This is a genomic window from Corynebacterium antarcticum, assembly GCF_016595285.2.
In the GTDB taxonomy this organism is placed as follows: Bacteria; Actinomycetota; Actinomycetes; order Mycobacteriales; family Mycobacteriaceae; genus Corynebacterium; species Corynebacterium antarcticum.
This window is the reverse complement of the sequence record NZ_JAENIP020000002.1, coordinates 570,752-584,117: the sequence shown is the minus strand read 5'-3', so window position 1 is coordinate 584,117 and position 13,366 is coordinate 570,752. Positions and strand designations below refer to the sequence as shown.

11 protein-coding genes are annotated in these 13,366 nt (G+C 68.3%); 6 read left to right on the top strand and 5 right to left on the bottom strand.

Annotated elements, in window-relative coordinates; genetic code table 11:
• Positions 1-25 precede the first annotated feature (25 nt).
• Positions 26-1,465, top strand: a complete 1,440-nt coding sequence (locus JIM95_RS06775; RefSeq protein ID WP_200255888.1) for a short-chain fatty acyl-CoA regulator family protein — start codon at positions 26-28, stop codon at positions 1,463-1,465.
• A gap of 47 nt (positions 1,466-1,512) precedes the next feature.
• On the opposite strand, the gene JIM95_RS06770 is transcribed toward JIM95_RS06775, so the two are convergent.
• A complete protein-coding gene (locus JIM95_RS06770; RefSeq protein WP_200255887.1) occupies positions 1,513-2,925 on the bottom strand; it encodes an NAD(P)H-quinone dehydrogenase in 1,413 nt (470 codons plus the stop codon).
• A gap of 155 nt (positions 2,926-3,080) precedes the next feature.
• Positions 3,081-4,298, bottom strand: a complete 1,218-nt coding sequence (locus JIM95_RS06765) for an amidohydrolase (RefSeq protein ID WP_200255886.1) — start codon at positions 4,296-4,298, stop codon at positions 3,081-3,083.
• 240 nt (positions 4,299-4,538) lie between these two features.
• Between JIM95_RS06765 and JIM95_RS06760 the strand changes: the two genes are divergently transcribed.
• Complete coding sequence (locus tag JIM95_RS06760) at positions 4,539-6,152, top strand: phospho-sugar mutase (RefSeq protein ID WP_234034351.1); 1,614 nt, start codon at positions 4,539-4,541, stop codon at positions 6,150-6,152.
• A 5-nt stretch (positions 6,153-6,157) separates the two neighbouring features.
• Here JIM95_RS06760 and upp read toward each other — a convergent pair whose 3' ends face one another.
• On the bottom strand, positions 6,158-6,793 hold the full coding sequence (gene upp / locus JIM95_RS06755; RefSeq protein ID WP_200255884.1) for a uracil phosphoribosyltransferase: 636 nt from the start codon (positions 6,791-6,793) through the stop codon (positions 6,158-6,160).
• A gap of 69 nt (positions 6,794-6,862) precedes the next feature.
• On the opposite strand from upp, the gene JIM95_RS06750 reads away from it, so the two are divergent.
• From JIM95_RS06750 to JIM95_RS06740, 3 genes are read left to right on the top strand one after another with little or no spacing between them, the layout of a single operon-like run.
• Positions 6,863-7,147, top strand: a complete 285-nt coding sequence (locus JIM95_RS06750) for a hypothetical protein (RefSeq protein ID WP_200255882.1) — start codon at positions 6,863-6,865, stop codon at positions 7,145-7,147.
• Positions 7,144-8,052: a C40 family peptidase gene (locus JIM95_RS06745; RefSeq protein WP_234034350.1), complete on the top strand. Its 909-nt coding sequence runs from the start codon at positions 7,144-7,146 to the stop codon at positions 8,050-8,052. The genes JIM95_RS06750 and JIM95_RS06745 overlap by 4 nt, the downstream gene beginning before the upstream one ends.
• A 57-nt stretch (positions 8,053-8,109) precedes the next feature.
• A complete protein-coding gene (locus JIM95_RS06740; protein WP_200255880.1) occupies positions 8,110-9,333 on the top strand; it encodes a hypothetical protein in 1,224 nt (407 codons plus the stop codon).
• A gap of 73 nt (positions 9,334-9,406) precedes the next feature.
• Here the strand turns inward: JIM95_RS06740 and JIM95_RS06735 are convergent, their stop codons facing one another.
• Positions 9,407-10,705: an adenosine deaminase gene (locus JIM95_RS06735; protein ID WP_200255878.1), complete on the bottom strand. Its 1,299-nt coding sequence runs from the start codon at positions 10,703-10,705 to the stop codon at positions 9,407-9,409.
• A gap of 107 nt (positions 10,706-10,812) precedes the next feature.
• Between JIM95_RS06735 and JIM95_RS06730 the strand changes: the two genes are divergently transcribed.
• On the top strand, positions 10,813-12,132 hold the full coding sequence (locus JIM95_RS06730; protein ID WP_200255876.1) for a D-alanyl-D-alanine carboxypeptidase family protein: 1,320 nt from the start codon (positions 10,813-10,815) through the stop codon (positions 12,130-12,132).
• 74 nt (positions 12,133-12,206) lie between these two features.
• On the opposite strand, the gene JIM95_RS06725 is transcribed toward JIM95_RS06730, so the two are convergent.
• Entirely contained in the window at positions 12,207-13,289 is a 1,083-nt protein-coding gene (locus JIM95_RS06725) for a YhjD/YihY/BrkB family envelope integrity protein (RefSeq protein WP_248113264.1), read from the bottom strand.
• Positions 13,290-13,366 lie beyond the last annotated feature (77 nt).

The window sequence follows — 13,366 nt, the reverse complement described above, 5'->3', positions numbered from 1 at the left end:
GCCGCCTTACCAGGAAGTGACACCCATGGAGAAGATGTACGCGGGGGCACGGATCCGGACCCTGCGCCGGGCGGAAGGCCTCACCCAGACCGAGATGGCCAAACACATCGGCCTGTCCACCAGCTATCTCAACCAGCTGGAGAATGACGCGCGACCACTGACCATCACCGCCCTGATGGCCTTCGTCCGTGCCTTCAACGTCGACGCCTCCTACTTCGCCCCGGACTCCAACTCGCGCATGGTCGCCGACCTGAAGGACATCCTGACGCTCACCGGGACATCCGGGGTGGACGATGCCGAGCTCGTCGAATTCGCCGAACGACACCCGGAGATCGCGCGGGGAATGCTGCGGCTCACACACCGCGGCACCGCCACCGGAACGGCCGACCCAACCAACCCCTCCCCCACCCCCGAATCGGTTCTGAAGGTACAGTCCCCCTCCCTTTCCGGAGGAAGCACGTCCGCTTACGAGCACGTCCGCGACTTCTTCTACGCGCACCGCAACCACATCCCGGAGCTCGATGACCGTGCGGAGGAGTTCGCCGCCACACTGGGCCGCCCGGGGCTCCGACTCACGCGCCTGACCGCGCTGCTCGACGGGACACACGGAGTGACGGTTCGGTTCAACGCTCACGACCGCGGTGCGCGGCGCATCTTCGACGACAGTGCCCGGACCGTCCGGCTCCGGGCGGATCTCACGGAGGCCCAGCAGACCTTCGAGCTGGCCCTCCAACTCGCGTTCCTGGTGCACGGGGACCTCCTGACGCGGCTCGCGGATTCGCCTGAACTGCCCACCGCCGAATCCCGGGAACTGGGCCGTTTCGGCCTCGCCCAGTACTTCGCCGCGGCCGTCGTCATGCCGTACACGGAGTTCCTGGAGACCGCGCGCACCAGCGACCACGACATCGACCGTATCGCCGCCCACTTCGGGACCGGATTCGAGACGACCGCCCACCGGCTGTCCACCCTCCAGCGTCCGGGCAGGGAGGGTGTCCCCTTCTTCTTCGTCCGGACCGACCGGGCCGGGAACATCTCGAAGCGACAGTCAGCGACCGGTTTCCACTTCTCCCGCACGGGCGGTTCCTGCCCGTTGTGGGTGGTGCACCGGGCGTTCGAGAATCCGGGGCACATCGTCCGCCAGATCGCCTCCATGCCCGACGGCCGCACCTACCTGTGGATCGCGCGCACCGTCCGCAGCCGGACGCGGGAGTACGGCGAGGTGCCGCGGGAATTCGCGATCGGGTTGGGCTGTGACCTGGATCAGGCCCACAAACTGGTCTATTCCCGGGGGCTGGAACTCAACCCGGACGCCGCGACCCCCATCGGTTCGGGGTGTCGGACCTGTCCGCGCGGGCACTGCCGGCAGCGGGCGTTCCCGGCGACGGGGCTCACCCTCGACATCGACGAGCGCTACTCCCCCGACGAGCCCTACCGCGCCTTCAGCCCCTCGTGCGAGAAACGCTGAAGGGGGCGCCACCCGGTCACGGGCGCGCCCCCTTCCCGGGGTTCCGGTCAGCTCAGGTCGTCGTGGGCGACGAGCTGGCGGGCGGCCTCGGTGACGGAGCCCGACAGGGTCGGGTAGACGGAGAACGTGTTCGCCAGATCGTCCACGGTCAGGCGGTTGGTGACGGCGACCGCGATCGGCAGGATCAGCTCGGAGGCCGTCGGTGCAACAACGACACCGCCGATGACGAGGCTGGAGTTCCTCCGGCAGAACAGCTTCACGAAGCCGTGGCGGAGGGAACGCATCTTGGCCCGCGGGTTCGTGGTCAACGGTAGGACGATGGTCCGGGCGGTGACCTCACCGGACTCGATGTCGCTCTGGGTGTGTCCGACGGCGGCGATCTCCGGACGGGTGAACACGGCCGTGGCGACGGTCTTCAGCCTGATCGGGCTCACCCCCTCACCGAGGGCGTGGTACATCGCGACCCGACCCTGCATGGCCGCGACGGAAGCCAGCGGGAACAGGTCGGAGCAGTCGCCCGCGGCGTAGATTCCGGCGACCGACGTCCGGGAGACCCGGTCGACGATGATGTGTCCCGAAGGGGCCGTCTCCACGCCGACGGTCTCCAGGCCGAGGTCCTCCGTGTTGGGTACGGAACCGACGGTCATCAGGGCGTGGGAACCGAGGATCTCACGTCCGTCGGTCGTCCGGACGCAGACCCCGCCGTCGTCGGTCCGGGTCACGGACTCCACGCGGGCGTGCTTCTCGAGTGAGACCCCACGCTCGGCGAGCACGGTCTCGAGGACGTCGGCAGCGTCGGCGTCGTCGTGCGGGAGGATCCGGTCCCGAGAGGCGACCATGGTCACCTTCACGCCGAGCTCCGCGAACGCGGAGACGAACTCGGCACCGGTGACACCGGAACCGACGACGATCAGGTGTTCCGGCATCTCGTCGATGTTGTAGACCTGCCGCCAGGTGAGGATCCGCTCCCCGTCGGGCTGCGCACCGGGCAGGATGCGGGGTGAGGCTCCCGTGGCCAGGAGCACGAGATCGCATTCGATGACCTCGTCGTCACCGCCGTCATTCGGGGTGACCGCGATGTAATGGGTGCTCTGCTTGGGCTTGTAGTCGTCGAAGCGGGCCCGTCCGTCGATCAGCCGTACGCCCGCGGACTCCATCTGTGCGCGGACGTCCGCGGACTGCGCGGCCGCGAGTTTCCGCACGCGGTCATTGACCTCGTCGAGCTGGAGCAGAGTGGAGGTCTCGGTCCGTTCGAGCCCCATGTCGTCCGCGCGCCGGAGGTCGGTCTGGATGCCGGTGGCCGCGATGAAGGACTTGGAGGGGACACAGTCATGGATGACGGCCGAACCCCCGAGCCCCTGGTCCTCGATCAGGGTGATGTCGGCGCCGTACTTCGAGCCGGCTAGTGCGGCTTCGTAGCCGGCGGGGCCACCGCCGATGATCACGATTCGCTTGGACACAGATATCCTCCAGGTACGCGTCGGGTGCAGGTCAGTGCGTCAGTGTCGGGTCACACCGCGGGGGCGGCGCAGCCGCCTTCCACGGACAGTGTGGGCTGTCCCACGGTGCAGTCTAGTGCACCGTTCACACACGCGACCGCCGACCTGTCCCGGGGTCACCTGGTGGGCAGGAAACCGTCCGGTCCGACGGGCCGCTGCGCGTCCTTGTTCATCTCGCGGGAGTAGCCGTCGACGACGGCGCCGAACAGGCGCACACCGACGCCGAGGCACCGTTCATCGACCACGAAATCCCCCTGGTGCAGGTCGAACTGGCGGCCGGTCCCGGACCAGCAGCCGAGCCGCGCCATCGAACCGGGGACATGTTCCAGGTACCAGGAGAAGTCCTCACCCCCGGAGGACTGCGGCGCCGCGACGATCGAGTGGGCGTCGATTCCGCGTGCGGCGTTGGCCATCAGGGCGGTGGCGACATCGTCGTTGATCACCGGTGGAACGCCCTTGGTGTAGACCACCTCGTGGCTGCAACCTGTCGGCGCGATGACCTGACCGATGAGTTCGGTGATGAGCGGCTCGGCCGCACGCCACACCCCGATGTCCGCGGTCCGGAGGGTACCCGAGACCCGCCCGTTCTCGGGGATCGCGTTCGCCGCGTAGCCGGCGTTGATCGAACCGAAGACGAGGACCGTCCCGGTCCGCGGATCGATCCTGCGGCTGAGGAGCGCGGGAAGCTGTGTCACGACACTGGACAGGGCGTAGACGACGTCCGAGGTCATCTGCGGACGGGATGTGTGCCCACCGGGCCCGTTGACCTTGACCTCGAGGATGTCCGCGGCCGAGGTGATCGCACCGGTACGCAGTCCGATCTTCCCGGTGCGGAGTTTCGGCTCGACGTGGACGGCGAAGATCGAGGCGACGTCCTCGAGGCCGCCCCACGAGATGACGTCCGGGGCACCTCCGTCCATGACCTCCTCAGCGGGCTGGAAGATGATCCGCACGCCGTGGTTGAGGTCGGCCGCGTGCAGGGCGCAGGCCGCGCCCATCACGATCGCCGTGTGGACGTCGTGGCCGCACGCGTGCATGACCCCGGGGGTCCGCGAGGTGAAATCCACGACCGCCTTCTCCTCGATGGGGAGGGCGTCGATGTCCGCCCTCAACGCGATCCGGTGCCCGGTGTCCGGCCCGAGGTCGACCATCAGGCCAGTTCCCGGGAAGAGCTTCGGCTCCATGCCGTACCCCGACAGTGTGTCCGCGATCCAGGCGGTGGTGTCGTACTCCATGTGGCTCAGCTCGGGATGGGTGTGCAGGTGCCGTCGCCACCGGATCAGCTCATCGGTGTGCTCAGCCAGCCAACCGTCGACCTGTGCCCGGATGCTCATCTGATCCTCTCACGCTGTGGGTGTTGATTATGTGTCTGCACTGAACCGTGGGAACGCCCCACGCATCGGCGCCTCCGTTGCGGCGGAGACGAGCCATCGGATGCGGTCGGCCTGGCCAACGGTCCTGAGTTGATTCTATATTTGACGCATGATCCGGCCCGCACCGCCCCGTCCCCCTGCCCCTGAACACCGGACCGGGCCACGTCCGGGGGCGCCACTCCGATCCGACCGGAGCGTGTGATGCACACCCGTCACCTGTCCTTCGGAACAGCCGGCCTCCGTGCACCGGTGGGACCCGCACGCGGTCAGATGAATGTCACGCAGGTGACCCGGGCCACCGCCGGACTGGCCGCATGGCTCGCCCGGACCGCCTCCACGGCGTCGCCGGCGTCAAACCGTATTCCCGTCGAACAGATCTCCGATGAGGATCCGCGGGGCTTCGGTCTGTCCATCTACGGGGAGAACGGACCGCTCCGGGTCGCGGTGGGATATGACGCCCGCTACGGATCCCACACCTTCGCCACCACCGCCGCGGAGGTGTTCGCCGGGGCGGGCTTCGAGGTGACGCTGCTGCCCACCCCGACACCGACCCCGGTGCTCCCCTGGCTGGTCCGCTACCGGGGACTGGACGCGGGCGTCCAGATCACCGCCTCCCACAATCCCGCGGCCGACAACGGCTACAAGGTGTACGGGCCGGACGGCTCCGAGATCGACGTCTCCGCCGAGAAGGACGTCGAGGCCGCCATCAGGGCGGTCGAGGACCCTCTCTCGGTTCCCCGGGTCGCGGTACGCCCCGCGGGGAACCAGCTGCGCCGGTACCTCGACCAGGTCGTGGCCGAGATCAACCCCGATGAGAACGACAGGCTCCGGGTGAACAACGAACGGGCCGCGCTGACTGTCGTCTACACCGCTCTCCACGGGGTCGGGGGTCGCCCGCTGGCCCAGGCTCTCGGTGCGGCCGGTTTCGCACGCACGATCCCGGTCATCGCGCAGCAGCACCCGGATCCGACATTCCCGACCGTGAGCTTCCCGGATCCGGAGCAGCCGGACGCGGTCGCGCTTCTCCTCCGGCAGGCCTCGGAGACGGACGCCGACCTGCTGATCGCGCTCGATCCGGACGCCGACCGTTGCGCTGTGGGATTCCGACTCCCGGACGGGACCCATCGCATGCTCAGGGGCGATGAACTGGGCCCGCTCCTGGCGACCCGGCTGCTGGCTCCGCATGACGGTGACGGCCCGCCGCCGGTGGTCGCCACGTCACTCGTCTCCTCGACACTGCTGCCGGACATCGCCGGTGAGCTCGGGTGGGACTGCGTGATAACCCCGACCGGCTTCAAGAATCTCATGCGAGCCGGTGACCGTAGACCGGGTCCCCTCATGTTCGCCTACGAGGAGGCGCACGGGACCTGCCCGGTGCCGCATCTCGTCGCGGACAAGGACGGGTTGGCCACCGCGCTCCATGCGTGTGCGTGGGCGGCCGAGCTCAAGGCCCGGGGCAGGACCCTCGGCGACGAGCTGGCTCGGCTGCACCGGCGCTTCGGGGCCCGTGCGGGCACCCAGATACACGTGCGGACGTCCGACCCGGAAGGCCTCGTGGACCAGCTCCGCACCGATCCGCCGGCAACACTCGCCGGAATCGACGTCGACAGCACGGATCTCCCGGCTGAGCAGGGGGTCCTCATCAGCGGCCGGCACCGGGACGGAACATGTGTCCGGATGATCGGCCGGGTCTCCGGGACGGAGACCAAGACCAAGGTGTATCTGGAGGTGTCCCACTGCTCCGACCCCCGCGGGGCCGAGGATCTCCTGGACCGGCTCCGGGCGGAGGTCGAGGAGCTGCTGCACGGGATCTGAACGGTCTACAGGTGGATGTTGCGGGGACCGTAGAGGCGGTCGCCCGCATCCCCCAGGCCGGGAACGATGTAGGCGTCGGTGTTCAGCTCGGGATCGACGGTCGCGGTGACCAGCCGCACGGGGTATCCGGAGTCGGCCAGTGCATCGACGCCGGGCTGTGCGGACACCATGCAGACCGCTGTGATGTCCTTCGCCCCCCGGTCGCAGAGCAGTTTCAGCGAGTGGAGGAGGGATCCCCCGGTGGCGAGCATCGGATCGACGATGAACACCGTCTCATCGGACATGTCCTCCGGCAACGCCTCGAGGTACGGCACCGGCTCATGGGTCTCCTCGTCGCGGGCGATCCCGATGAAGCCGACCTGTGCGTCGGGGATCATCGACAGTGCGGGGTCGACCATCCCCAGCCCCGCCCGGATCACGGGCACGATGATGGGCGGCTTACGCAGCCGGGTTCCGGTGGCGGTGGCCACGGGGGTCTCGGTGTCGAAACGCTCCACATCCAGGTTGCGGGCCGCCTCGTAGATGAGCATCGCCCCCAGGTCCCGCAGCGCCGCACGGAACACGGAGTTGTCGCTGCGTCGGTCGCGCATGATCGTCAGGCGGGCTGCAGCCAGAGGGTGGTCGACGATTGTGATGTCCATGGCCCCAATCCTAAGGCACCCCGACCACGGGAAGGGAACCTCTCCGACCCCTCCCCGGTCTGACGGTGCATGAACACTCTCACTCTCGATCCAGACCACGCCCGGGCCCTGGCCCGGGACCTGGCGCACTGCGCCGATGCCACCCCGATCGAGGAAGCCCCGGTTCCGGCTCCGACCCCGGGCACCTTCGACCTCATCCCCGCGTTCGCCGATGCGGCACGGAACCTGAACCGACGGCGGATCACACTGGCGGACCACGTCCGGGACCTCGCAACGATCCACGGCGGTCCCGGCGGGCACATCGACACCGTCGTCGATGCGGACACCGCGCTGGCGAGGGGGTGCGGAGCATGAATGCCCTGGCCCGGGCAACGGCTCCGTTCGCCGGGTTGCTCGACGGTCTGAACACGATCTCGTCTCTCCTCCCGCCGGAGATCCATCCCCCGGACACCTGCGTCACCGACGTGTCCTCGGCTCCCGCTCTGGCCGGGATGTTCGGTACGGACGCCTCAGCACTCCTGGAAGCTGCGGAATCACTGAAGGAGGACTTCGGCTCATTCCTCCTGACCACCGGAAACGCGTTGGTGGTCCTCCGCTCCACCCGGGATGATCTCATTCTGATCGCTTCGACGGCCGTGAACGCCGCCCGACCGGTCCTGCCGCTCCTCTGCGCCCCGAACCCCGTCACCGTCACGGCCGCGGTCCTGCGGCTGGGCGCGATCGTGGCGGGGGCGGTGGCCGCCGCAACCGGGCGGATAGCGACGATGGAGATGGCCCTGCGACCACTCGCGGCCAGGTTCCGCGAGCTCGCTGTGACCGACACGCGCCTGCCCCGGATCGTCCCCGCGGACGCAGCTCCGCCGGCACCTGCACCGGTGCCCGGTCCGACGCTCTCCCCTCCCGAACCATCGGGTCTGGACGCGGGCCGGAAGGCCGCGGACGCCGCCCGCTCGATGGTCGGGACCCCGTACGTCTGGGGTGGTTCGGAGCCCGGCGGATTCGACTGCTCGGGACTGACCAAGTGGGCGTGGGCCCAGGCCGGGGTCGAGCTTCCGCGCCTCGCGGAGCAGCAGACCGTCGGCCGACGGGTCAGTGCCGAGGAGCTCATCGCGGGCGATCTGGTGGTGTGGAACGGACATGTCGCGATGTACGTAGGTGACGGCGAGATCATCGAGGCGGGGAGCCCGGTGGGGATCTCCCCGCTACGCACCACCAACAACGGCATGGACTTCTACGGGTTCTGGCGCCCCACGGGGTAGATCATTCACGGCACGGCAGGTGACGGCGCCGGAAACAGCACGCTAGAATCTGCACCCATGGCATTACAAGGCATCGTCCCCATCACCATCGCCCTGACAGAGGGCGACTTCCACACCCTGTGGGCCCCGAAGTGGAGGGAGCACGGGCAGGAGTGGCAGGCATTCCTCGGAAACGGGGATGATGTCTACCTCTTCCGGTCCACGGGCGAACTGCTCGCATTCATCGAATCCGATGCCCGTCACGACCTGCGTGACCACCCGAAGTGGCAGGCGTTCCAGCACGGGGATGCGGCCAGGGTCGTCCCCGGCAAGCGGGACTACTGCGATGTGATCGGCGCCCCGGAACTGCTCGCGGGCCGGCCGAGCCACGAGAACGTCACCGGTGCAGCGCGCGCACTCGCCGTCGCGCGTTCCCTCGGCGACGTCATCGACTCCACCACGATCGGATCCTTCTTCTCCTCCTACTCCGTGCTCGCCAACGTCGAGCGCGGCGCCGACCACTACGCGGTCGAGAACGGGGAGTCGGAGTGGTCCGCCGTCGGGCGGGCGGTGCTGTCCAACTGGGACCGGGTCGTCGACGAACTCGACGAGTGCTACGTCATTCCGGAACAGGACGCCGCGGCCGTCGAGGCCGCGCAGAAGAAGATCGACGCCGCCGTCGAGGCCCGTGAGCGGGCCCGCGTCGAGAAGGAGAAGGCCGCCGAGGAGGCGGCTTCGCAGATAGACCCCTACGACGTGTCCCTGTGGGGTACCGCCGGCATCGACCCGGTGAAGATCGCCATCGAGGGCCGCACCCTCTACACCCTGCGCACCTACGTGGACGGCCAGCCGGTTTTCCTCGGCCACTTCGGCCAGATCTACACCTTCAACAACCGACGGGCGATGCTCCGCTGGCTGGCGGAACACGATGAACATGATCTGGCTGCCACGGCCACCTGGTCGGAGATCATGGACGGCATCAACGGCGGGACGCTCGAGGTCATCGCCCACCCGGACAACACGTACGTATTCACCGGGCTGACCGAGGACATCACCAGGGGTCCGAAGGAAGTGGACACCGAGCAGATGCGGCAGGCCTACGAGCTGCTCGCCGATGCCGCCGACTGGGCCCGCGACGACGCCGTGAACTCCGTTCTGGTGGCCAACCCGGCACTGCAGGAGTACATCGCCTACATGATCGGCGGTTCCTCCGGGTACTCCCCGTCAGCGCCCTACACCGCGGAGGCGGAGGGCTGGCGTCAGCTGGAGAACGGACTGGTCGGCCGCTTCAGCCGGTTCTGATCCCACCACGACGACGAAGGCCCCATCCCGGTACCGGGATGGGGCCTTCCCGCATCCGGGTGACGGTCCCGGTTCAGCCGCGGGGCCGCAGATCATCCGGATCGATGCCCAGCTCGGCGAGGAGCTGCGGGTCGATCCCGGCGAGATCCTCCTCCGGAAGTTCGAACGACGCACCCGGATCCCGGTCCCCGTCCACGGTCACTGGGCCGGTGGTTCCGCCGGTTCCGTTCTCCGCGAGTTCGTCCCAGCCCGGCACGATCAGCGTGGACATGATCTCCCTGCGCTCCGGCTCGGGGATGAACGCCCCACCGATCGCGGTCGCTGTGAGCTCGAACAACTCGCCGACCCCGTAGCCGAACGTGTCGACGAGCAGCATCATCTCGTCGGTCATCGTGGTCCCGGACATCAGACGGTTGTCGGTGTTCACGGTGCAGGCGAACCCGAGCTGCTGGAGCAGCGGCAGGGGATGGTCGACGAGGTCGTCCACCACGCCCGTCTGCAGGTTGGAGCTGGGGGCGAGTTCGAGAACGATCTGCCGGTCGCGAACGAAGGCCGACACCCGGCCGGGTTCGATGCCGGTGTCGAGGTCGGCGGTGAAGTCCTCGTACAGCCGCGCACCGTGACCGATCCGCCAGGTCCCCTCCCTCACGGCGCCCTCGAGCGAGTCGATACCGGCGGCTTCACCGGCGTGGATGGTGAATGGGACGAGTTCGCGGCGCAGTGTCTCGAACGCCCCCGTGCAGCAGCTCGGCGGGAATCCGTCCTCCGCCCCGGCGATGTCGAAACCGACGACGTACCCGCGGTGTTCCCGGTCCCCGTCGTTCCGGTATCCGACCAGCAGATCGGCGATCTCCTGCGCCCGGTCGGCGTGCCGCATCGCGCAGAGGATGACCCGCGCCCGGATGGTGCGGCCGGCCAGAGCCGCGGTCTTCTCCCCCTCGATGATCCCCTCGACGACGGCGTCCACGACGGCCCCGAGCTCCAGTCCCCGCTCCCGGTGCTGCTCCGGTGCGAAACGCAGCTCGGCGTACACGACCCCGTCCTCGGCGAGGTCCTCGACCGCCTCCCGCGCCACCCGGTGGAGCGCCGGGATGGTCTGCATGACCGCACAGGTGTGAGCGAAGGTCTCCAGGTACTTCTCGAGCGATCCCGAATCGGCGGCGTCGACGAACCATCCGCGCAGTGCATCGGGGCCCGTGGCGGGGAGCGCACCGTAGCCGCACTCGGTCGCCAGTTCGATCACCGTACGGGGACGGAGCCCGCCGTCGAGGTGGTCGTGGAGGACGACCTTCGGCAGGGTGGCCACGGTCTCCCGGGTGAGGCTCTTGTGTTCCGGGGTGTAGTTCGGTGTCTGCCTGCTGCTGATGTCCATGGCCCACAATCTACCTTCGGTTCCCCTCCGGGGAGATCGTGGTTCCGGTCTCCGGCCACGGTGGGTCACCGCGCCCGGACACCGCACCCGAAGTAGTCTGGGCAACCATGCGAAGACGTCTCCTAGGTGCAGTCACAGCGACGGCACTACTCTCAACCTCCCCGTTCACCGCGACCGCGGAACAACCGGACACCGCCACCCTGACGGTCACGACCACACCACCCCAGACCGCGCTCTCGGGGCGGCCCGCCGCCCCGCTGACCGACGGCTGCCCCTGGGCCACCACACCCGTGGAGCCGGTCGACGCCTCGGAGACACCGACCGACGGACGACCTGTGCCGCCACCGCTGCCCGTCGCGGCGAGGCCGGCTGGCGGTCCGGCGATGGCCGAATGCGGTGTGACCGCGGCACCCGGGTTCCTCGTTCCGGAGGAACAGACGGCGACCGCCTGGATCGTCTTCGACCTCGACGACGGCGACGTGATCGCAGCCAAGGATCCGCACGGCAGATACCGGCCCGCGTCGATCATCAAGGCTCTGCTCGCGCTGGTGACACTCGAGCATCTGCCCCTCGACAGGGCGGTCGTCGCGACACGCGACTCCGCGGACATGGAGGGCTCACGCGTCGGGCTGGTCGAGGACGGCCGCTACACGGTGGAACAGCTGCTGCAGGGCCTGCTCATGGCCTCGGGCAACGACGCCGCACACGCACTGGCACAGGAACTCGGTGGCGATCAGCGGACGCTGGAGCTGGTCAACGCGAAAGCGCGCGAACTGGGCACCCAGGACACCCGCGTCGCCGACTACACCGGCCTCGACGGCCCCGGGATGTCCACCTCACCCTTCGATCTCGCCCTGATCTACCGGGAGGCGTGGGCGAACCCGGTGTTCGCCCGCATCGTCGACACCGATTTCGTGGACTTCCCCGGAGGGCCGGAGCACGAGGGGTTCCAGGTCTGGAACGACAACCATCTGCTGCTCAACGATCCGGACGGCATCGGCGGGAAAACCGGTTTCACCGATGACGCCCGGCACACGTTCGTCGGCGCCAAGAATGTCGACGGGCGCCGCCTGGCGGCGATCATCCTGGACACGACCGTCGACAGGGGACGGCCGTGGGAGCAGGCGAGACGCCTCCTCGATGCGGCGTACGCGGTCCCGCGGGGCACCGGCATCGGGTCGGTGGAGAAGCTCCCGCCGGTCTCCGCCGTCCCGTCCCCGTCGGTGACGGCGGCCGGCTCCCCCGCCGCCGGCGCACCGACCGGAACCGGTGGGGACGACGCGTCCGGCGCCACCGGGAACAGGTCGCCCGCGTGGGGCCCCGCGGCGGCCACCACCGGGGTGCTGTTCCTCGTGGTTCTCATCGCCGGGATCGCCCTCAACCGCAGGCTGGCGGAGCGGCGCCGTACCCGGCAGCGACGTCGGTAGCCCGTGGAAAAGGGGCGTGGTGTGCCGGAAGACACACCACGCCCCGGGGCCCAGGAGACGGGGAAGGCCTGCGCCTACCTCCCGAACATCTTCCGGGCGACCGCGATTCCGGCCGCCCCGATCGCGGCACCGGTACCGACCAGCATCGCGGAGGCCTTCGGATCGGGAACCGGGTCGACGTCATTGCGGACCCGGATCACGGCGGGCTCGGGTACCGGTGTATGGGTCTGCTCGAGGGATTCCTCCGTCGTCGCCGCCCACGCGGAACTGTAGAGCAGGATCCGCCAGACGAAGTACAGCAGGACCATCACACCGATGATCGGCCCGAAGGTGGCACCCGCCGGATTGTCGAGCGCCTTGGAGAAGAAGACGGTACCGATCTGCTTGAAGATCTCGAAGGCGACGGCGCCCAGGATCGCACCCTTGACAGCAGCGGCCCTGGGAACGTGGGTCCGCGGAAGGTAGCGGAGCAGCCCCACGAACACGATGAAATTCACCAGCAGTCCGATGACGAGGGTCAGCGCGAACACGATGTACGTGATCCCCGGAATGTGGTCCAGGCTCAGTTTCTCCAGGAGAATAGCCGTCAGGCTCGAGGATCCCGCCGCCGTGACACCGAACGCGATGATCAGCGCGAACAGCAGCGCGATCAGCCCGATGAGATCCCGGAGTTTCCGGATGGCGAAGTTCCCCTCGGTCGGGTCGGCCTTCCACATCATGGACACGCCGTACCGGAGATGGTTCATCCAGTTCAGCCCCGACCACAGTGCGGTCAGACCACCGATACCGGCGACCGTCGAACGCTGTTCGATCGCGGTGTCGAGGACCTTGTTCACCGGCTCCGACAGGTCACCTGATATCGAGCTGTTGATCCGGTCCTGGACCTCGATCACGGCGGTGGGGTGGTTGGCGAGGACGAAACCGACCGCGGCGAACACGAGCATGAGGATGGGGAACATCGACAGCACCGAGAAGTACGTGATGCCTGCGGCGTACTGGTTTCCCCCCATCGAGCCGTACCGCTCCTGCATGCGCATGACGTGGTCGAACCACGGCCACTTCTCGCGGTACCTGTCCACCACGCCTGGATCGTCCTGGGTCACCCGCTCGATGCCGAACTCATCGGTTTTCTTCGGTGCGGTCTTCGTTGATGCCACAGTCGTGTCGGTCCTTCTGGGTCGGTGAAAAAGATCATCTGAGAAACAGCAGGTGCCTTCAGAGTAGGCATAGTAGG